This window comes from Streptomyces sp. TSRI0107 (genome assembly GCF_001905845.1).
In the GTDB taxonomy this organism is placed as follows: Bacteria; Actinomycetota; Actinomycetes; order Streptomycetales; family Streptomycetaceae; genus Streptomyces.
Map to the genome: position 1 here is coordinate 194,488 of NZ_LIVZ01000014.1, position 19,719 is coordinate 214,206.

17 protein-coding genes are annotated in these 19,719 nt (G+C 74.3%); 7 read left to right on the plus strand and 10 right to left on the minus strand.

Features of this window, described 5'->3' with window-relative positions; all coding sequences use genetic code 11:
- Positions 1–30: 30 nt before the first annotated feature.
- Positions 31–606: an RNA polymerase sigma factor gene (locus AMK31_RS33030; RefSeq protein WP_073944402.1), complete on the plus strand. Its 576-nt coding sequence runs from the start codon at positions 31–33 to the stop codon at positions 604–606.
- Positions 603–1,115 carry a hypothetical protein gene (locus AMK31_RS33035; protein ID WP_073944403.1) on the plus strand — a complete coding sequence of 171 codons (513 nt, stop codon included), beginning with the start codon at positions 603–605 and terminating at the stop codon, positions 1,113–1,115. Before AMK31_RS33030 ends, AMK31_RS33035 begins: the two co-directional genes overlap by 4 nt.
- A gap of 12 nt (positions 1,116–1,127) precedes the next feature.
- Here AMK31_RS33035 and AMK31_RS33040 read toward each other — a convergent pair whose 3' ends face one another.
- From AMK31_RS33040 to AMK31_RS33060, 5 genes are all read right to left on the minus strand, one after another.
- Positions 1,128–1,919 (minus strand): N-formylglutamate amidohydrolase, encoded by a 792-nt coding sequence (locus AMK31_RS33040; RefSeq protein ID WP_073944404.1) that lies wholly within the window; start codon positions 1,917–1,919, stop codon positions 1,128–1,130.
- A gap of 133 nt (positions 1,920–2,052) precedes the next feature.
- Positions 2,053–4,272, minus strand: coding sequence for an NADP-dependent isocitrate dehydrogenase (locus AMK31_RS33045; RefSeq protein ID WP_073944405.1), 2,220 nt, complete (start codon positions 4,270–4,272; stop codon positions 2,053–2,055).
- A gap of 161 nt (positions 4,273–4,433) precedes the next feature.
- Positions 4,434–5,522 (minus strand): mechanosensitive ion channel family protein, encoded by a 1,089-nt coding sequence (locus AMK31_RS33050; protein WP_073944406.1) that lies wholly within the window; start codon positions 5,520–5,522, stop codon positions 4,434–4,436.
- A gap of 162 nt (positions 5,523–5,684) precedes the next feature.
- Positions 5,685–7,202, minus strand: a complete 1,518-nt coding sequence (locus AMK31_RS33055; RefSeq protein ID WP_073944407.1) for an amino acid permease — start codon at positions 7,200–7,202, stop codon at positions 5,685–5,687.
- Between the two features lie 40 nt (positions 7,203–7,242).
- Positions 7,243–8,232: a hypothetical protein gene (locus AMK31_RS33060; protein WP_073944408.1), complete on the minus strand. Its 990-nt coding sequence runs from the start codon at positions 8,230–8,232 to the stop codon at positions 7,243–7,245.
- A gap of 263 nt (positions 8,233–8,495) precedes the next feature.
- Here AMK31_RS33060 and AMK31_RS33065 point away from each other — a divergent pair, with 263 nt between their 5' ends.
- The 4 genes from AMK31_RS33065 to AMK31_RS33080 are packed head-to-tail and all read left to right on the plus strand — an operon-like array spanning position 8,496 to position 13,963.
- Entirely contained in the window at positions 8,496–9,935 is a 1,440-nt protein-coding gene (locus AMK31_RS33065) for an FGGY family carbohydrate kinase (RefSeq protein WP_073944409.1), read from the plus strand.
- Positions 9,932–11,338 (plus strand): FAD-dependent oxidoreductase, encoded by a 1,407-nt coding sequence (locus AMK31_RS33070; protein WP_073944410.1) that lies wholly within the window; start codon positions 9,932–9,934, stop codon positions 11,336–11,338. Before AMK31_RS33065 ends, AMK31_RS33070 begins: the two co-directional genes overlap by 4 nt.
- Entirely contained in the window at positions 11,335–12,615 is a 1,281-nt protein-coding gene (locus AMK31_RS33075) for an NAD(P)/FAD-dependent oxidoreductase (RefSeq protein WP_073944411.1), read from the plus strand. The genes AMK31_RS33070 and AMK31_RS33075 overlap by 4 nt, the downstream gene beginning before the upstream one ends.
- 37 nt (positions 12,616–12,652) lie before the next feature.
- Entirely contained in the window at positions 12,653–13,963 is a 1,311-nt protein-coding gene (locus AMK31_RS33080; protein ID WP_198948618.1) for a HEAT repeat domain-containing protein, read from the plus strand.
- Between the two features lie 11 nt (positions 13,964–13,974).
- Here the strand turns inward: AMK31_RS33080 and AMK31_RS33085 are convergent, their stop codons facing one another.
- Positions 13,975–14,739, minus strand: coding sequence for a crotonase/enoyl-CoA hydratase family protein (locus AMK31_RS33085; protein ID WP_073944413.1), 765 nt, complete (start codon positions 14,737–14,739; stop codon positions 13,975–13,977).
- A 108-nt stretch (positions 14,740–14,847) separates the two neighbouring features.
- A complete protein-coding gene (locus AMK31_RS33090) occupies positions 14,848–15,747 on the minus strand; it encodes a lysylphosphatidylglycerol synthase transmembrane domain-containing protein (RefSeq protein ID WP_073944500.1) in 900 nt (299 codons plus the stop codon).
- 171 nt (positions 15,748–15,918) lie between these two features.
- Here AMK31_RS33090 and AMK31_RS33095 point away from each other — a divergent pair, with 171 nt between their 5' ends.
- Positions 15,919–17,805, plus strand: a complete 1,887-nt coding sequence (locus AMK31_RS33095; protein WP_073944414.1) for an ABC transporter ATP-binding protein — start codon at positions 15,919–15,921, stop codon at positions 17,803–17,805.
- Between the two features lie 12 nt (positions 17,806–17,817).
- Here the strand turns inward: AMK31_RS33095 and AMK31_RS33100 are convergent, their stop codons facing one another.
- From AMK31_RS33100 to AMK31_RS33110, 3 genes are read right to left on the minus strand one after another with little or no spacing between them, the layout of a single operon-like run.
- Positions 17,818–18,039, minus strand: a complete 222-nt coding sequence (locus AMK31_RS33100; protein ID WP_198948619.1) for an SDR family oxidoreductase — start codon at positions 18,037–18,039, stop codon at positions 17,818–17,820.
- Entirely contained in the window at positions 18,036–18,791 is a 756-nt protein-coding gene (locus AMK31_RS33105) for an SDR family NAD(P)-dependent oxidoreductase (protein WP_073944415.1), read from the minus strand. Before AMK31_RS33105 ends, AMK31_RS33100 begins: the two co-directional genes overlap by 4 nt.
- Positions 18,788–19,714 carry a fumarylacetoacetate hydrolase family protein gene (locus tag AMK31_RS33110; RefSeq protein ID WP_073944416.1) on the minus strand — a complete coding sequence of 309 codons (927 nt, stop codon included), beginning with the start codon at positions 19,712–19,714 and terminating at the stop codon, positions 18,788–18,790. The genes AMK31_RS33105 and AMK31_RS33110 overlap by 4 nt, the downstream gene beginning before the upstream one ends.
- Positions 19,715–19,719 lie beyond the last annotated feature (5 nt).

Here is a 19,719-nt window from a genome sequence, read left to right on the forward strand (position 1 = left end):
GATGACTTGCCGTACACGAGGGGTGGGGCCGTGGACCGTGCAGATGTCGGCGCGCTCGTCCAGTCCGCCGTCGACGGCGACGCGGCGGCGTGGAAGGCGCTGGTGGAGGGGCTGAGCCCGCTGGTGTGGTCGGTGGTGCGCGCCCACCGGCTCTCCGACGCCGACGCGCACGAGGTCTACCAGACGGTCTGGTTCCGCTTCGCCCAGCACCTCGGGCGGATCCGTGAACCGCACAAGGCGGGATCCTGGCTGGCGAGCACCGCGCGGCACGAGTCGCTGAAGGTGATCAGGAGCTGGCGGCGGCTCACGCCGACCGACGACCCGCAACTCCTGGACCGGGTCAGCGAGGACCGTACGCCGGAGCAGTCGCTGCTCGACTCGGAGGAGGCGGCCGCGCAGAGCGAGCGGGTCCGGCGGCTGTGGCAGGAGTTCGAGGAACTGGGGGAGCGCTGCCGGCAGCTGCTGCGCGTGCTGATGGCCTCGCCGCCGCCCAGCTATCAGGAGGTGTCCGCCGCCCTGGGCATCGCCGTCGGCAGCATCGGGCCGCTGCGCCAGCGCTGTCTGCGCCGGCTGCGCGCCCGACTCGACGCACGGGGAGCACTGTGAACCACATCGACAACGGCGGAGCCGACGACGGCTTCGACGCGTACGACGAACACGCCCTGGACCAGGCGGAGTTGGGATCCGGCGTGCTGGAGGAGGAGCTGCGGCAGGCCGCCGCCGTCCTCGACCCGGTCCCGGCGGAACTGCGGCGCGTGGCCGTGGACGCCTACAGCCTGCACGACCTCGACGCCCGCCTCGCCGAGCTGACCTTCGACTCCCTGGTGGACGCCGTCCCGGTGCGCGGCGCGACCGACGTACCGCGGATGCTCACCTTCCGCACCGGTGAGCTGAGCGTCGACGTCGAGGTGACCGCGCACGGTCTGATCGGGCAGGTGCTGCCGCCGCAGCCGGCCCGTATCGAGGTCCTGGGCGGCCCGCACCCGGCCGCGCCGGACACCCTCACCGCGGACACCATGGGCCGCTTCACCAGCGACGTCCCGCCCGCCGGCCCCTTCGCGCTGCGGCTGCGGACGGGCGGGGAGGTGGTCGTGACGGAGTGGCTGCGGGCCTGAGCCGCCCGCCCGTCAGCGCGGTACGGCGGCGACCAGTGCCGCGAGCGCCTCGGCGAGGCGCTCCAGGCCCGGTCCGGCCGGGCCGCCCGGCTCGGTCATGTAGGTGTCCCGGCGGATCTCCACCATCAGCGCGGACACCCGGGGGTCCGTCCCGTAGTACTCCAGCGGGACGTACGCCCCGCTGAACGGGCTGTCCAGCCCGACGTCCTCCCCGAAGGCCCGGCGGGCGGCGGCGACCAGCTCGGGCGGCGTGTGGAAGGCGTCGGTGCCCAGGCAGACGGGCGGCCGGGGGCCCGCGCCGTGCAGCTCGTAGGGCAGGGCCTCGGCGGCATAGGAGTGCACGTCGACGATCACGGCCCGCCCGGTCGCGGCGAGCCGTTGGGCCACGGCGTCCGTCATGGCCCGGGCGTACGGCCGGTAGTACCGTTCGATCAGGGGCTCCGGGTCGTGGTCGCCGGCCCGCAGCTCGTCCTTGTGCGTGGTCCGCGTGTACACGGCGCCCATGCCCACGGCCAGCATCTCCTCGCGCTCGTCCGGGAACCGCTCAGGGTCCACGACCAGCCGCGACAGCCGGTTCACGAACCGCCAGGGAGCGGCCCCGGCCAGCGCCGCCGCCCGCGCGGCGATCTCCGCGGTGTGCGCGTCGACGATGTGGTCCAGCTCGCGCTCCAGCGCCTCGTCGTCCAGCACGATCCCCGCCCGCACGTCCGCCGGGATCTCCCGCGCCGAGTGCGGGACGTGCAGGAGCACCGGCGAGTCGTCGGCACCGGGCAGCAGCTCGAAGGAGGGGGCGGGACGGCTCACGGGGCGGCTCCGGGGTGTCGGCGGCGTGATGGAGGGGGACGAGACGGGTCCGCCCCGGCCGGGCAGAGAGCCGACCGGGGCGGAACACGGGATCCGCGAGGGATCCTTCGGGGGATCCCTCGGCGGGTGAGCGTCAGCTCAGGGAGGCCAGGACCTCGTTCCAGGTGGCCGAGGGACGCATGACCTCGGCGGCCTTGGCCGGGTCGGGCTGGTAGTAGCCGCCGATGTCGGCCGGCTTGCCCTGGACGGCGTTCAGCTCGTCGACGATCTTCTGCTCGTTGGCGGAGAGCGTCTCGGCGAGCGGGGCGAAGGCCTTCGCCAGCTCCGCGTCCTCGGTCTGCCTGGCCAGCTCCTGCGCCCAGTACAGGGACAGGTAGAAGTGGCTGCCGCGGTTGTCGATGCCGCCGACGCGACGGGTCGGGGACTTGTCCTCGTTGAGGAAGGTCGCCGTGGCCCGGTCGAGGGTGTCGGCCAGCACCTTGGCCTTCGCGTTGCCGGTGGCCGTCGCGTACTGCTCCAGGGACGGCACCAGCGCGAAGAACTCACCGAGGGAGTCCCAGCGCAGGTAGTTCTCCTTGACCAGCTGCTGGACGTGCTTCGGCGCGGAGCCGCCGGCACCCGTCTCGAACAGGCCGCCGCCCGCCATCAGCGGGACGACCGACAGCATCTTGGCGCTGGTGCCCAGCTCCAGGATCGGGAAGAGGTCGGTCAGGTAGTCACGCAGGACGTTGCCGGTCACCGAGATGGTGTTCTCGCCGCGGCGGATGCGCTCCACCGACAGCTTGGTGGCCTCGACCGGGGCGAGGATGCGGATGTCCAGGCCCTCGGTGTCGTGCTCCGGCAGGTACTGCCGGACCTTGGCGATCAGGTTGGCGTCGTGCGCGCGGGTCTCGTCCAGCCAGAACACGGCCGGGTCACCGGTGGCGCGGGCGCGGGTGACGGCGAGCTTCACCCAGTCCTTGATCGGCGCGTCCTTGGTCTGGCAGGCACGGAAGATGTCGCCCTCGGAGACCGGCTGCTCGATCACGACGTTGCCGGCGGTGTCGACCAGGCGGACGGTGCCCGCGGCCGGGATCTCGAAGGTCTTGTCGTGGGAGCCGTACTCCTCGGCCTTCTGCGCCATCAGGCCGACGTTCGGCACCGAGCCCATGGTGGACGGGTCGTAGGCGCCGTTGGCCTTGCAGTCCTCGATGACGGCCTGGTAGACGCCCGCGTAGCTGGAGTCCGGCAGGACCGCGAGGGTGTCGGCCTCCTGGCCGTCCGGGCCCCACATGTGGCCGGAGGTGCGGATCATGGCCGGCATGGAGGCGTCGACGATGACGTCCGACGGGACGTGCAGGTTGGTGATGCCCTTGTCGGAGTCGACCATCGCCAGGGCCGGGCCCTCGGCCAGCTCGGCGTCGAAGGAGGCCTTGATCTCGGCGCCCTCCGGCAGGGCCTCCAGGCCCTTGAAGATGCCGCCGAGGCCGTCGTTCGGGGTGAGGCCGGCGGCGGCCAGCGCCGCGCCGTGACGCTCGAAGGTCTTCGGGAAGAAGGCGCGGACCACGTGGCCGAAGACGATCGGGTCGGAGACCTTCATCATCGTGGCCTTCAGGTGCACCGAGAACAGCACGCCCTCGGCCTTGGCGCGGGCGACCTGCGCGGCCAGGAACTCGCGCAGGTGCGCGACACGCATCACGGAGGCGTCGACGACCTCACCGGCGAGGACCGGTACGGACTCGCGCAGCACGGTGGTGGTGCCGTCCTCGGCGACCAGCTCGATGCGCAGCGCGCCGTCCTCGGCGATGACGGCCGACTTCTCGGTGGAGCGGAAGTCGTTCTCGCCCATGGTCGCCACGTTCGTCTTGGACTCGGAGGACCAGGCGCCCATGCGGTGCGGGTGGGTCTTGGCGTAGTTCTTGACGGAGGCCGGGGCGCGGCGGTCGGAGTTGCCCTCGCGCAGGACCGGGTTCACGGCCGAGCCCTTGACCTTGTCGTAGCGGGCCTTGATCTCCCGCTCCTCGTCGGTCTTCGGGTCGTCCGGGTAGTTCGGCAGCGCGTAGCCCTGGCCCTGCAGCTCGGCGACGGCGGCCTTGAGCTGCGGGATCGACGCCGAGATGTTCGGCAGCTTGATGATGTTGGCCGCGGGCGTCTTGGCCAGCTCGCCCAGCTCGGCGAGCGCGTCCGGGATGCGCTGGTCCTCGGTGAGGTACTCCGGGAACACCGCGATGATGCGGCCGGCCAGCGAGATGTCCCGCGTCTCCACGGCGACACCCGCCTGCGAGGCGTACGCCTTGACCACCGGCAGGAAGGAATACGTCGCCAGGGCCGGGGCCTCGTCAGTGTGCGTATAGATGATGGTCGAGTCAGTCACCGGGTGCTCCGCTCCACGTCTGCAACATTGCTCGACATCAAGATATCTCGTGATCGTGTCTCCTGGGCGACGGGGCCGGATCCAATCGCACAGGCCCCCGGTCACCCTCACGTCGGGTGACGGAGGCGTGACCGGGGGCGGGGTGGTGCGGACGGTGCGGACTACGGCCGCGGCGCGGTGTCCTCACGCTGGTGCGGGATCGCCGCCTCCGGGAAGGCGGTGCCGGGCTGGTGGAGGGAGACCGAGCGGGTGGGGGCCGGGATGCTGATGCCCTCCGCGCGGTAGCGGCGGTGCAGGCGCTTGATGAACTCGTGCTTGATCCGGTACTGGTCGCTGAACTCGCCGACGCCGAGGATCACCGTGAACCCGATCCGCGAGTCGCCGAAGGTGTGGAAGCGGACGGCGGGCTCGTGGTCCGGGACGGCACCGGTGATCTCCGTCATCACCTCGGTGACCACTTCCTCGGTCACCCGCTCCACGTGCTCCAGGTCGCTGTCGTAGCCGACCCCGGCCTGGACCATGATGGTCAGCTCCTGCTCGGGCCGGTTGAAGTTGGTCATGTTCGTCCCGGCCAGCTGACCGTTGGGGATGATGACCAGGTTGTTGGAGAGGTTGCGGATGGTGGTCTGCCGCCAGTTGATGTCGGTGACATAGCCCTCCTCGCCGCTGCTCAGCCGGATGTAGTCGCCCGGCTGCACGGTCTTCGAGGCGAGGATGTGGATGCCCGCGAAGAGGTTGGCGAGGGTGTCCTGGAGGGCCAGCGCGACGGCCAGACCGCCCACGCCGAGCGCGGTGAGCATCGGCGCTATGGAGATGCCCAGCGTCTGGAGCACCACGAGGAAGCCGAGCGCCAGCACCATCACGCGGGTGATGTTGACGAAGATCGTCGCGGACGCGGCGACACCCGAGCGGGACTGGGCGACCGACCGCACCAGATCGGCCACCACCCGGGCCGCCGCCAGCGTCACCACGAAGATCAGCAGCACGGTCAGGGCCTGGTTGGTGTGGTGCTGAACGGTCCGCGTCAGCGGCAGCACCGCCGCCGCGGAGGCCGCCCCGCCCACGATCGCCGCCCACGGCACCACCGTGCGCAGCGCGGCCACGATGACGTCGTCCCCGCCCCAGCGGGTGCGGTCGGCCTGCTTGCCCAGCCAGCGCAGCACCAGCCGCAGGACGAACGCGGCCAGCAGGCCCGCCGCCAGCGCGACACCGGCGAGGATGAGGTCGTCCAGGGTCAGCGCGCGGGTCATCGGTCACCTCCGGAGGGACGATCCGCGGCAAACGGGGCCGCCGGCGGCCGGATGTGAAGTGTCGTCACGTTGTCACCTGCTCGATTCCGGGATGTGCGAGCGCTCATCCTGCCGTATCCGGTACACCAGTTCGCACCCGGACCGGTGTCGCCCGCACCCCGCTCAGACGATGCCCTCCGCGAGTTCCGCCTGCTCACGGTCGGATCCGTACGCGGCGGTCGTCGGCGTTCCGTACGAACGGCGGGCGACGAACCACCACACCGTGGCGAGCACGAGTACGACGGCGAGGGCGACCGACGCGTAGTTCATCGTGTCGACCGTGACCGGCGACGACTGCGGCAGGCAGAACAGCACCGTCACACCCGCCACCCACACCACCGCGACCCAGCCGATCGGCCTGCTCCACCGGCCCAGGTTCCACGGACCGGGCGTGAACCGGTCCCCGGCGCGCAGCCGCAGGAACACGGGGATGGCGTAGGCGGGGGTGATGCCGATGACGTTGATGGCGGTGACCGCGCCGTACGCCGTCGCCGAGTACAGGGACGGCAGGGCCAGCACACAGGCCACCGCCACCGACAGCCACACGGCGGCCACCGGGGTCTGGGTGCGGGGGCTGACCTTGCGCCACACCCGCGAGCCGGGCAGCGCCCCGTCCCGGCTGAACGCGAACACCATCCGGCTGGCCGCGGCGACCTCGGCGTTGCCGCAGAACAACTGGGCGACGATCACCACCAGCAGCAGCGCGCTCGCACCGTCCGTGCCGAGCCCGTCGAGCAGGATCTGCGCGGGCGGCACCCCGGTCTCGCTGGCCCGGGTGGCGTCGTAGTCCTGGATGGCGAAGGTCAGCCCGGCCAGCAGTACGAAACCGGCCAGCCACGACACCCAGATGGCGCGCACGATGCCGCGCGACGCCGCCACCGAGGCGCCCGCGGTCTCCTCGGAGAGGTGCGCGGAGGCGTCGTAGCCGGAGAAGGTGTACTGGGCGAGCAGCAGGCCGATCGCGGCGACGTACAGCGGGTTGCTCCAGCCGGTCTCGTTGACGAACTCGGTGAAGACGAACGACGGGGACTGGTGGTGGTCGGGGACGATCGCCAGCGCGCCGACGATCAGCGCGACACCGGCGAGGTGCCACCACACGCTGATCGAGTTGAGCACGCTGACCAGCCGCACCCCGAACAGGTTCAGCACGGCGTGCAGCAGCAGGATGACGACGAAGATGACCATCGTCTTCTCCGGCGTCGGCTGGAATCCCCACTGCAGGTTCAGGAACGCGCCGGTGAACAGGGCGGCGCCGTAGTCGATGCCGGCGATCGCGCCGAGCAGACCGAGCAGATTCAGCCAGCCCGTGTACCAGCCCCAGCGGCGGCCGCCGAGCCGGTCGGCCATGTAGTACAGCGCGCCGGACGTGGGGTACGCGCTGGTGACCTCCGCCAGCGCCAGCCCCACGCAGAGCACGAACAGGCCGACGCCCGCCCAGCCCCACAGCATCACCGCGGGTCCGCCCGCGCCCATGCCGAAGCCGTACAGGGTCATGCAGCCGGACAGGATCGAGATCACCGAGAAGCTGATCGCGAAGTTGCCGAAACCGCCCATCCGGCGGGCGAGGACCGGCCGGTAGCCCAGTTCGCGCAGGCGTTGCTCCTCGTCCTGCTGCGGGGCGCCGTGGGGGGTGCGGGGCATGCGGGAACCTCCTGGGGTCCGGTGAAGCCGAAGGGGAACGTCAGGGACGGCGGGCCGCCGCCCCGCTGCGGGCACGGGCCAGCCGGAACACCTCCGCGGCCTGCGCGTGGTCGCCCGGCACCGAGGCGCGGTACGCCCACGGCAGCGGCGTCCAGTACGGTCCGAGCGCGTCGAACACCCGGGCCGCTTCGGGGAACCGCAGCGCGCCCCACAGGGCGTGCGCGAGATGGTTCAGGTCGAGCGGGGTCCGCTCGGCGGCCGTGGTGTGCTCGAACCAGCCGTGGAACGCCCGGACCGCCTCGCGGGAGGCGTCCTCGGCGACCCAGTGCAGATCGAGCGCGGCGTCCCGCCCGCCGCCGCGCCGGTAGCGCTCGACCCGGACGTACAGCGGCAGCAGATGCAGCGCCGAGCCCGGCGGTGCCGCGTCGGCCGCCCAGTGCGCGAAACCCGCCGCCTCGGCCAGCCGCCCGGACGCCGAGCGGTCGTACAGGAACTGGAGCATGCGGTGGTGGGCCTCGCGGTTGTGCGGGTCGCGCTTGTCGGCCTCGGCCAGCAGCCCCCAGGGCCCGGGCGGCAGCATCGGCTCCGACGGCGCCACCCGGTGCTCCGGCCAGCGCTGATCCTCGTCCAGCCGGGCCAGCGCCAGCAGGCACACCCAGGGGACCGGGTCGTGGGAGGCGACCCGCGCCACGGCGTCGCTCGCCCGCCACGCCTCGTGCCACAACTCGCCGGTGCGGGAGTGCTGTTCGCGGTGCGCGCGCAGGGCCCGCTCCACCGCCACGCGGGCGTGCATCACGGCGGCCGGGACGCTGCCCGGCTCCTCGGTGAGCCACGCCCGCACCACGTCCGTGCCGGCCGCAGCGGCCGCCAGGACCTGGGTGCGCTGGGTCCACTGCCACCACGACCCGGTCTCGGCGAGCAGCGCGCGCATCGACATCCAGCGCCCGGCGCGCACCTCCTGGAGGGCGGCGCGCAGCGCCGTGTCGGGTCCGGCGGGATCGTAGGCGGGGCGTGCTCCGTCTCTGGCCATCAGCCTCCCGCCCCGGTCGGCGGGCGGGTGGTCGGGACGGCAGGGTGGCGTGACAACAGCCCTCCTCCGGGCGGCGGTTGAGGAGATCGCGTTCGGTCGGCGGTCACTATAGAGGCGTGTGTTCCGGATGAGACGCCAGTTTCGCCATACGGAGAAACGGCTGCGCCAGGCACGGGAGTTGACCGACTGTCAGCGGCGCTTGACGCCGTGTGGCCGGCGACGGCAGGCTGTCGCCCCGTGATCACCACGGGGCGGGAGGCGCGATGACAGGACCGGTGCTGGCCGTCGACCAGGGCACCTCCGGCACCAAGGCCCTGGTGATCTGCCCCGAACGAGGCGTCCTCGGCACCGGCTTCACCGCCGTGCGCCCCCGCCACCTGCCCGGCGGACTCGTCGAGGCCGACCCGGCCGAGCTGTACGACTCCGTCGTCGACGCCGGACGGCAGGCGCTCGCCGAGGCGGCGGAGCCCGTGGTCGCCCTCGGCCTCGCCAACCAGGGCGAGACCGTCCTCGCCTGGGACCCGGCCACCGGCCGCCCGCTCACCGACGCCCTGGTCTGGCAGGACCGCCGCGCGGAGACGGTCTGCGCCGGGCTCGCCGAGCACGCCGAGGAGTTGCGGGAGCTGACGGGCCTGCCGCTGGACCCGTACTTCGCCGCCCCGAAAATGGCCTGGATACGCCGCCACCGCACCACCGAGGGCGTCGTCACCACCAGCGACGCCTGGCTGGTCCACCGGCTCACCGGCGCCTTCGTCACCGACGCCGCCACCGCCGGCCGCACCCAGCTGCTCGACCTGGACCGCGCCGAGTGGTCGCCGCGCGCCCTCGACCTGTACGGCCTCGCCGGCGAACGCCTGCCCGAGGTCGTCGACGGCGCCCGGCCCGTCGGCACCACCACCGCGTTCGGCGCCGCGATCCCGCTCACCGGCCTCGCCGTCGACCAGCAGGCCGCCCTCCTCGCCCAGCGCGTCACCGCCCCCGGCGGCGCCAAGTGCACCTACGGCACCGGCGCGTTCCTCCTCGCGCACACCGGCGACACCCCGCGGCGCGGCGGCTCCGGCCTGGTCAGCTGCGTCGCCTGGCGGCTCGCCGGACACACCAGCTACTGCCTCGACGGCCAGCTCTACACGGCCGCCTCCGCCGTCCGCTGGCTCACCGAACTCGGCGTCATCCGGGGCGCCGCCGACCTCGACACCGTGGGCGGCGCCGTCCCGGACAGCGGAGGCGTCACCTTCGTGCCCGCGCTCGCCGGGCTCGCCGCCCCCTGGTGGCGCGGCGACCTGCGCGGCTCGCTCACCGGACTCGGCCTCGACACCGGCCCCGGACACCTGGTGCGCGCCCTGTGCGAGGGCCTGGCCGCCCAGGTCGCCGAACTCGCCGACGCCGCCGCCGACGACCTCGGCTCCCCGCTGGACGTACTCCGCGTCGACGGCGGCCTCACCCGCTCCGCGCTGCTCATGCAGACCCAGGCCGACCTGCTGCAACGCCCCGTCGAGGTGTCCGCGCTGCCCGACGCCACCGCCCTCGGCGCGGGCGCCCTGGCCCGCCTGGGCGCGACCCCCGGCCTGGCCCTCGCGGACGCCCTGCCGGGCTGGCGGCCGTCCGCCGTCTACGAGCCGCGCATCGACGCCGGCCAGGCCGCCGAGCGCCGCGCGCGCTTCCGCACCGCCGTGGCCGCCCTGCTGGACGGGGCGCCCGCGTGACGGTCACCGCCGACGGATCACTGCCCGACCAGCAGCCCTACGACGTCGCGATCGTCGGCGCGGGCGTCGTCGGCGCCGCCGTCGCCCGCGCCCTGGCCCGGCACCCCCGGCTGAGGGTGGCGCTCGTCGAGGCCCAGGACGACGTCGGCCAGGGCACCTCCAAGTCCAACACCGCGATCCTGCACACCGGTTTCGACGCGGTCCCCGGCTCCCTGGAGGCCCGGCTGGTCCGCGAGGGCGCGCGGCTGCTGGCCGGGTACGCCGCCGAGTCCGGCATCCCCGTCGAACGCGTCGGCGCGCTGCTCGTCGCCTGGGACGACGACCAGCTCGCCACCCTGCCCCGCCTCGCCGAGAAGGCCGTCCGCAACGACTGCCACGACACCCGCCTCCTCGGCCCGGCCGAGCTGTACGCCCGCGAGCCGCACCTCGGCCCCGGCGCGCTCGGCGCCCTGCACGTGCCCGGCGAGAGCATCATCTGCCCGTGGACGACGACACTCGCGTACGCCACCCAGGCGGTGCGCCACGGCGTCCACCTGCACCTGAACTGCCGGGTGGAGCGGCTGAGCCGGACCGGCGAGCTGCACGAGCTGACGACCTCCCGGGGCACCCTGCGCGCCCGGCGGCTCGTCAACGCGGCCGGACTGCACGCCGACACCCTCGACCGGCAGCTCGGCCACCACGACTTCACCGTCACCCCGCGCCGCGGCCAGCTCCTGGTCCACGACAAGTTCGCCCGCGCCCTGGTCCGGCACATCCTGCTGCCCGTCCCCACCGCCCTCGGCAAGGGCGTCCTGGTCGCCCCCACCGTCTACGGCAACGTCCTGCTCGGCCCGACCGCCGAGGACCTGGACGACAAGCGGGCCACCGGGTCCACCGCCGACGGCCTCGCCGCCCTGCGCGAACAGGGCCGCCGCATCCTGCCCGCCCTGCTCGACGAGGAGGTCACCGCCGTCTACGCCGGGCTGCGCGCCGCCACCGGGCACGACGACTACCGCGTCCGCGCCCACCCCGGCCAGGGATACGTCACCGTCGGCGGCATCCGCTCCACCGGCCTGACCGCATCCCTCGCCCTCGCCGAGCACGTCATGGGGCTACTCGCCGAGACGGGACTCGACGCCGGACCCGCCCGGGAACTGGAGCCCGTGCGCATGCCGAATCTCGGCGAGGCGTTCCCGCGCCCCCATCAGCGCGCCGACCTCATCGCCGCCGACCCCCGCTACGGCACCCTCGTCTGCCACTGCGAACGCGTGTCCCTGGGCGAGATCCAGGACGCCCTCGCGAGTACGATCCCGCCGCGTTCCGTCGACGGGCTGCGCCGCCGGACACGCGCGCGTGGCGGTCGCTGCCAGGGCTTCTACTGCGGGGCCGCGGTGCGCGCGCTGTTCGAGGAGGGCAGGCCATGACGGACCGGGAAGGCGCACACGACGGTCCGGCGGGGCCGGGCACGACGGCCGTACGACGGGTGGACGTGCTCGTCGTCGGCGCGGGACCGGCGGGCCTCTCGGCGGCCGCCCGGCTGGCCGCCGCGGGCGCGGGCCGCGTGGAGGTGCTGGAGCGGGAGCGGACGGCCGGGGGAGTGCCCCGGCACTGCGCGCACGGCGGCTTCGGCACCTGGCGCCGCCCGCTGACCGGGCCCCGGTACGCGCGGGACCTCGCCGGGACCGCCGTCCGGGCCGGAGCCGTCGTCCGCACCGGCGTGACCGCCCTCGACTGGGCGGGCCCGCTGGACCTCGCCACGGTCGGCCCGCGCGGCCCGGAGACGATCCGCGCGCGGGCCGTCGTCCTGGCCACCGGCGCCCGCGAACGCCCCCGCGCGGCCCGCCTCGTCCCCGGCACCCGGCCGGCCGGCGTGTACACCACCGGGGAACTCCAGCAGGCGGTGCACCTGTACCGGCAGCCGATCGGCACCCGCGCGGTCGTCGTCGGCGCGCAGGACGTCTCCTACGCCGCCGCCGACACCGTGCGCCGCGCCGGAGCCGACGTCGTCGCCCTCGTCACCGACCTGCCCGGCCACCGCACGGCACCCGCGCGGGCCCTGGACACCCGACTGCGCCGGGGCGTCCCCCTGCTCACCGGCACCACGGTCACCGAACTCCTCGGCCACGGCAGGCTGTCCGGCGTCCGTGTCCGCCACCACGACGGCCGTACGGCCGTGCTGCCCTGCGACACCGTCGTCTTCACCGGCGACTTCACACCCGAGCGCGAACTGGCCCGGCACGGCGGCCTCACCCTCGACCCGCGCACGCGCGGCCCCGCCGTGGACGGCGCCCTGCGCACCTCACGGCCCGGCGTGTTCGCCGCGGGCAACGTCCTGCACGCGGTGGAGCGCGCGGCAACGGCGGCCCGGGAGGGCGTGTGGGTGGCCGACGCCGTACGTGCCTGGCTCGTCGCGGCGTCCTGGCCGCACGGAGAAGCGTGGCCGGTCGGGGTGCCGCTCACCGTCGACCCGCCGCTGCGCTGGATCACCCCCAACCGCGTCACCCCGGCCGACGCCCTGCCGTACACCCTGCGCACGGCGGCACGGCTCGGCCGTCCCCTCCTCGAAGTCGCCCAGGACGGACGCGTCCTGCACCGCGAACGGATCCGCGGCGCCGCCCCGGACCGCTCCCTGACGCTGACGGCACGCTGGGCCCACGCGGTCGACCCGAAGGGCGGGCCGGTGCGGGTGGCGGTCGTCTGACGGCCCGTTGTCAGTGCCGTGTGCGACATTGGCCCACGTGACAGACACGACGAACCCGCTGGCCGGGCTGGACGCGATCGACTGGGCCGAACTCTCGCACGCCTACGGCGAGGCGGACGACGTCCCCGGGCAGCTGCGCGCCCTGTGCGACCCCGACGCGGAGGTACGCGGCAAGGCGCTGCACGCGCTGTACGGCAACATCTTCCACCAGGGCAGCCGCTACGAGGCCTCCGCCGTCGCCGTGCCCTTCCTCGCCCGCCTGGCGGCCGACTCCGCGCTGCCCGGCCGCGCGGACGTGGTCGGCCTGCTCGCCGCGCTGGCGGTCGGCTACGACGAGGCCCACCTGCCCGACGGGGTCGACGTGGCGGGCTGGCGGCGCGAGATCGCCGAGTTCGCCGCGCAGGACCGCGAGGAACTGCTCGCCGGGTACGACGCATGGGTCGCCGCGGCACCCGACGAGGGCGAGCGCGCCGTGCGCGAGATGCGGCGCGCGACCTTCGACTTCGAGCTCCATCTCTCAGCCGGACAGGCAGAGTTGCGCGCATACGACGCCGTGCGGGGGGAGCTGGCGGGCCTGGCCGCGCTGCTGGACGACCCCGATCCGGCCGTCCGGGCCGCCACCGCCCATCTGCTGGCCTGGTTCCCGGAAGAGGCCGCGCACACCCTGCCCGGGCTGCTGCGGCTGGCCGGTGAGGAGAGGGAACCCGCCGTCCGGGCGACCGCGATCGTCGCCGCCGGACTCATCGCCAACGCGGACACCGACACCGGCACCGACGCAGACGCAGACGCCGACACCAACACCGACGCAGACGCCGAGACCGCCGACACCGCCCACGCCGACCGGCTGCGGACCCACCTCGCGGCCCGGGAGACGGTGGTGCGCTGGGCGGCGGCCACCGCCCTCGCCCGCCTCGGTCACGGCGGCGACCCGGCCGTCCTCGCCGAACTGGCCGCCACCGCGGCCGCCCCGCCCGAGCCCGGCCCGCCGGGCGTCCCCTTCCACGACGGCGACCTGCGCGGCTATGCCGCATCGACCCTCACCCGGCTCGCCGACCGCTTCCCCGACGAGGCCCTGGACGCCGTGACCGACGGCCTGGCCGCCACCTCAGGACCGGGCAGCTTCGCGGTCACCCAGGCCGCCCTCCACATGGCGTTCGGGCCCGAACGCCCGGACCGGCTCCCGGCCCACGCCGAACTCGACGCCCGCCGGCAGCGCCTCATACGGGTCCTCGCCGACCTCGGCGAGGACACCTGGCGCTGGGGGAACTTCCTGGCGATCCTGCGCGGCTGGGGACTTCCGACCGACCGGCAGGAGCTGCGCGCGTACGCGGGGATGCAGGGGATGTAGCCGTCAGGTCCTCACCGCTCGGTGAACGACCCGTGCCGGCCCGCGCCGTCCGCGAACCGGGCGGCCCCCTCCAGGCTCTCCGCCAGCACCCCCATGCCATGGCGGAGCTCGCTCCGCAGTGCCGCGTCCTCGGCCAGGCCCTCCTGGTCCAGCACCGAGGCGCGGTCGGAGCGCAGGCAGGCCTGCGGGAAGCCGGCCACGGTGGCGGCCAGTTCCTCGGCGGCGGCGCGGGCGTGGCCGACGGGGACGAGACGATTCGCCAGCCCGATCTCGAAGGCCTCGCTCGCCGGGACGGGACGGCCGGTGAGGATCAGGTCCAGGGCGCGGCTGGTGCCGATGAGCCGGGGCAGCCGCACCGTGCCGCCGTCGATCAGCGGCACGCCCCAGCGGCGGCAGAACACCCCGAAGACGGCGTCCTCCTCGGCGACCCGCAGATCGCACCAGAGCGCCAGTTCCAGCCCGCCGGCCACGGCGTGCCCCGCGACGGCGGCGATCACCGGCTTGGACAGCCGCATGCGGGTCGGTCCCATCGGGCCGTCCCCGTCCTCCGCGACCCGGTTGCTCCGCTCGCCGCCCAGCGCTTTGAGATCGGCGCCCGCGCAGAACGTGCCGCCCTCACCCCACAGCACCGCCACCCGCGCCTCCTCGTCCGCCTCGAACGCGCGGAAGGCGTCGGCGAGTTCGGCGGCGGTCGGCCCGTCCACGGCGTTGCGGACCTCGGGGCGGGAGAGGATCACCGTCGTGACGGGGCCCCGGCGTTCGATGCGGACCGGCATGGCGGATTCCCTTTCCGTACGTCGACGGCGGCGGCGCGCTGCTGAGCGCTGTGGCGCGCTGCGGAGCGCTACGGGGCGCACTCTCCCACACGGGCCGACGCCCCGCCCTCAGATCACCTTCAGCCGCACCAGCGCCCCCAGCGTCAGCGCCCCCGGCAGCAGCGGCAGCCACACCGTGATGATCCGGAACGCCAGGACCACCGCCGTCGCCACGGCCGCCGGGCCGCCCGCCGCCACCAGCGCCACGATCAGCGCCGTCTCCACCGAGCCGATCCCGCCGGGCGTCGGGATCAGCGCGACGGCGACCGTCGCCGCCAGATACGCGACCGCCATGTGCCACAGCGGCACCGGAAGACCGAGCGCCCGCCCCACCGCGACCAGCACCGCCGCCTGCAGCGCCGGGAAGGCCAGCGAACCGCCCCACAGCGCCAGTGCCCGCGAGGGGCGGCTGTGTATCGTGCGCGCCTCGCCCAGCGCGGTGCGCAGGAAGGAGCCGACGGCCGCCCGCAGCCGCCGTACGCACGCCAGCACCACCGCCGCCACGACGGCCGCCGCGCCGATCGTGAGCAGCAGCGGGCCGATCGCGCCCTCCGGGAGCAGGGAGCCGAGCCGCAGGGCGCCCGGGAAGGCGATCAGCAGGGCGGCCAGCAGCGCCACCCGCCCGACGCTCTCCGCCAGCAGATAGAGCGCCAGCGCGGCGGAGGACCGGGCGAGCGGCAGCCCGCACACCGTCATGAACCGCAGATTGACCGCGCTCGCCCCCAGCCCGCTGGGCAGCATGTGGTTGGCCGCGCCCGCCGCGAACTGGGCGGCGAGCAGCCGGCACCGGGGCAGCCGTTCCACGACCGCGCCCTGCCGGGTGACGGCCGCCGCCACCCAGGTCAGACAGGTCGCCCCGGCGGCGGCCAGCAGCCACGGCCAGCGGGCCGTCGCGAGATGGCCGAACCCCTCGGCGAGCACGGCCCGGTGCCGCACCGCCAGCACCGCGACCAGGGCGAGCGGGAGCAGACACAGGACGGTGCGGACCGGGAGGCGCCGGGAGAGCCGTATCGCTGTCACATCGGGAGAGGTTCTCCGTGCCGCCTCAACCGCGGGTTGCGGATGCGGGGACGCCGCCTTACGGACACCCGTCCGGCCGGTCTTGACCTCGACATTGGTCGAGGTTCTACCGTCGACGTCATGAGCATGGAGACCACGGCCTGGACGCAGCTGCACAGCGTCCTCAACGCCCAAGAGGAACGCCGCCCCTTCGACCGCGCCACGCTGCGCCGCATCGGCGCCTTCGCCCGCCCGCACCGCCGCCGGATCGCCGTGTTCGTGCTGCTCGGGGTGGTGACCGCGCTGCTCGCCGTCGCCACGCCCCTGCTCGCCGGGCTGGTCGTCGACGCGATCGTGTCGGACGGCGACGAGGGCACCGTCGTACGGCTCGCCCTGCTCATCGCGCTCATCGCGGTCGTGGAGGCGGCGCTCGGCATCCTCGCCAGGAGGCTTTCGGCGAGACTCGGCGAAGGGCTCATCCTCGATCTGCGGACGGCTGTGTTCGATCATGTGCAGCGCATGCCGGTCGCGTTCTTCACACGTACCCGTACGGGAGCGCTCGTCAGTCGTCTCAACAACGACGTCATCGGCGCCCAGCGGGCCTTCAGCAACACCCTGTCCGGAGTGGTCAGCAACCTGGTCACCCTGGTGCTCACGCTCGCCGTGATGCTCACCCTGTCCTGGCAGGTCACCCTGCTCGCGCTGGTGCTGCTGCCGGTGTTCGTGCTGCCCGCCCGGCGGATGGGCCGGCGGATGGCCCGGATGCAGCGGGAGGCGGCCGCGCTCAACGCGGCGATGGGCACCCGGATGACCGAGCGGTTCTCCGCTCCCGGCGCCACCCTGGTCAAGCTGTTCGGCCGGCCCGAGGAGGAGTCCCGCGAGTTCGCCGACCGGGCCCGCCGGGTCGCCGGGATCGGCATCCGCACCGCGACCGCCCAGTCCGCCTTCATCACCGCGCTGACCCTGGTGTCCGCCCTGGCCCTCGCCCTGGTCTACGGCCTCGGCGGCACCCTCGCCCTGCGCGGCACCCTGGAACCCGGCGCCGTGGTCTCCCTGGCCCTGCTGCTCACCCGGCTCTACGCCCCGCTCACCGCGCTCGCCGGGGCCCGCGTGGAGGTGATGAGCGCGCTCGTCAGCTTCGAGCGGGTCTTCGAGGTGCTCGACCTCAAGCCGCTCATCGAGGACCGGCCGGACGCCCGCCCGGTGCCGGACGGCCCGGTCACCGTCGAGTTCGACGACGTCCGCTTCGGCTACCCGTCCGCCGACAAGGTCTCCCTCGCCTCCCTGGAGGAGGTCGCCTCGCTCGACACCCGCGGCGGCACCGAGGTCCTGCACGGCGTCTCCTTCCGCGCCGAACCCGGCCAGACCGTCGCCCTGGTCGGCTCCTCGGGCGCCGGGAAGTCGACGATCGCGCAGCTGCTGCCGCGTCTGTACGACGTCGACGCGGGCGCCGTGCGGGTCGGCGGCGTCGACGTGCGCGACCTGAGCGCCGACTCGCTGCGCGGCACCCTCGGCATGGTCACCCAGGACGGCCACCTCTTCCACGACACGGTCCGCGCCAACCTCCTCCTCGCCCGCCCCGAGGCGACGGACGAGGAGCTGTGGGACGCCCTGCGCCGGGCCCGCCTCGACACGCTGGTCCACGCGCTGCCCGACGGCCTGGACACGGTCGTCGGAGAACGCGGCTACCGGCTCTCCGGCGGCGAACGCCAGCGGATGACCATCGCCCGGCTGCTGCTGGCCCGCCAGCGGGTCGTCGTCCTCGACGAGGCCACCGCCCACCTGGACAACACCTCCGAGGCGGCCGTCCAGGAGGCGCTGACGGAGGCGCTGCGCGACCGCACCGCCCTCGTGATCGCCCACCGCCTGTCGACGGTCCGGACCGCCGACCAGATCCTCGTCGTGGAGGAGGGCCGGATCGTCGAACGCGGCACGCACGAGACGCTGCTGGCGGCGGACGGGCGGTACGCGGAGCTGTACCGCACCCAGTTCCAGCAGCGCGGGCCGGTCACCGCGACCGCGGTGTGAGGCGCGGGCCGGTCAGCGGGCCGCCGACCGCACCGAGTCCTCGCCGGTCACGTCCAGCGGGCCCGGGGTGAGGGCCGTACCGCGGTCGCGGGCGATGAGCCGCTGGGTCTCCAGGGCCTCCTCGTGCCGCAGGTCGCCGCCGACGACCAGCGCGCCCTCGGCGGCGAACCGCAGCGCCGCCGCCCGGCCCTGGCCGCGGGCCGTGCCGGAGACCAGGCCCCCTAGCCGTCTCATGGGCCGGCCTCCGTGCGCAGCGCGTCGGACACCGACTTCACCCCGCCGTGCGCGGTCAGCCCGCCGTCGACGGGGATCTCCGCGCCGGTGATGAACGACGACTCGTCCGACAGCAGGAACACCACCAGCGGGGCCACCTCGGCGGCCGTCCCGGTGCGGCCCAGCGGGGTCTCGCGGATGTTGGCCTCCCGGAAGGCCGGCGCGGCGGAGGCGGTCATGTCCGTCTCGATGTAGCCGGGGTGGACGGTGTTGACGCGGATGCCGCGCGGCCCGAGTTCCAGGGCCGCGGTCTTCGACAGGCCGCGCAGTGCCCACTTGCTGGTCGTGTAGGCGACCGGGTAGTGGGCGGTGAGCGCGGCGGACGAGCCGACGTTGACGACCGCCGACCCCGGCGGCATCAGCGGGGCCAGGTGCTGGATGCCGAGCAGCGGCCCGGTGACGTTGACGGCGTGCACGCGCGCCATGTCCTCGGGCCGTACGTCGCCGACGCGGGCCCGCCAGGTGACGCCCGCGTTGTTCACCAGGCCGTGCACCCGCCCGTACGCCTCCTTCAGCTCGGCGGCGAGGGCGGCCCACTCCCGCTCGCTGGTGACGTCGAGACGGCGGCAGCCGGGCGCCTCGGCCACGTCGGTGGCGACGACGCGGGCGCCCTCGCGGGTGAGCAGGCCGGCCTCGGCGGCTCCCTGGCCGCGGGCGGCGCCGGTGACGACCACGACCTTGCCGAGCAGTCTCTCGCGGTACGGCTCGGTCACGGCCGCTCCCGGGACCGGCGCCGCCCGGTGGGCAGCGGCACGGGATCGACGCCGGCGACGACCGTGTTGGACACGGACCCGATGCCCTCGACGGTGAGGGTGACCGTGTCGCCGGGCCGCAGCGGCGGCGGCGACTGCTCCCCGCGCACCCCCCACAGCTCGGCGAGACAGCCCCCGTTGCCGCAGGTGCCGGAGCCGAGCACGTCACCGGGTCGCACCCAGGTGCCGCGCGAGGCGTAGGCGACCATCTCCTCGAAGGTCCAGCTCATGTTGGACAGCAGGTCCCGGCCGACGACCTCGCCGTTGACCTCGGCGGTCAGCGCCAGGCGCAGGAAACCGTCCGCGTCCCGGTACGGCTCCAGTTCGTCGGCGGTGACCAGGTACGGGCCGAGGGTGGTGGCGGTGTCCTTGCCCTTGCACGGTCCGAGGCGGACCTGCATCTCGCGTGACTGGAGGTCACGGGCCGACCAGTCGTTGAGGATGGTGTAGCCGAGGATGTGGTCGCGGGCCTGCTCCGGCGTGAGGTCGCGGCCCGCGCGGCCGACGACGACCGCGACCTCCAGCTCGAAGTCCAGCACCCGCGAGCCCGGCGGCACGGGCACGTCGTCGTACGGGCCGACGACCGCGTACGGGTTGGTGAAGTAGAAGGTCGGGGCGTCGTACCAGGCCTCGGGCACCCCGGCGTCCCCGTCGACGGAGCGCCGGACGCCGTCCACGTGCTCCTCGAACGTGACGAAGTCGCGGACGGTGGCGGGCTCCAGCGGCGGCAGCAGCGTCACGTCCGCCAGCGGCACCGCAGGGCCCGACGGCCGCACCCCGGGCGCGTCCAGGGGCGAGGTGCCCTCCGGCAGCGCCCGTACGAAGTCGCCCTCGACGATCCCGCACCGGCGGCGGCCGGCGTGCAGATAGGTGGCTGTGCGCATCGCGG

What these genes read in the sequence shown, in the direction of transcription:
- AMK31_RS33065 (WP_073944409.1), top strand. Translation starts at nt 8,496, where the DNA reads ATGACAGGACCGGTGCTGGCCGTCGACCAGGGCACCTCCGGCACCAAG.
- AMK31_RS33055 (WP_073944407.1), bottom strand. Translation starts at nt 7,202, where the DNA reads ATGCCCCGCACCCCCCACGGCGCCCCGCAGCAGGACGAGGAGCAACGC.
- AMK31_RS33095 (WP_073944414.1), top strand. Translation starts at nt 15,919, where the DNA reads ATGAGCATGGAGACCACGGCCTGGACGCAGCTGCACAGCGTCCTCAAC.
- AMK31_RS33085 (WP_073944413.1), bottom strand. Translation starts at nt 14,739, where the DNA reads ATGCCGGTCCGCATCGAACGCCGGGGCCCCGTCACGACGGTGATCCTC.
- AMK31_RS33050 (WP_073944406.1), bottom strand. Translation starts at nt 5,522, where the DNA reads ATGACCCGCGCGCTGACCCTGGACGACCTCATCCTCGCCGGTGTCGCG.
- AMK31_RS33100 (WP_198948619.1), bottom strand. Translation starts at nt 18,039, where the DNA reads ATGAGACGGCTAGGGGGCCTGGTCTCCGGCACGGCCCGCGGCCAGGGC.
- AMK31_RS33060 (WP_073944408.1), bottom strand. Translation starts at nt 8,232, where the DNA reads ATGGCCAGAGACGGAGCACGCCCCGCCTACGATCCCGCCGGACCCGAC.
- AMK31_RS33110 (WP_073944416.1), bottom strand. Translation starts at nt 19,714, where the DNA reads ATGCGCACAGCCACCTATCTGCACGCCGGCCGCCGCCGGTGCGGGATC.
- AMK31_RS33075 (WP_073944411.1), top strand. Translation starts at nt 11,335, where the DNA reads ATGACGGACCGGGAAGGCGCACACGACGGTCCGGCGGGGCCGGGCACG.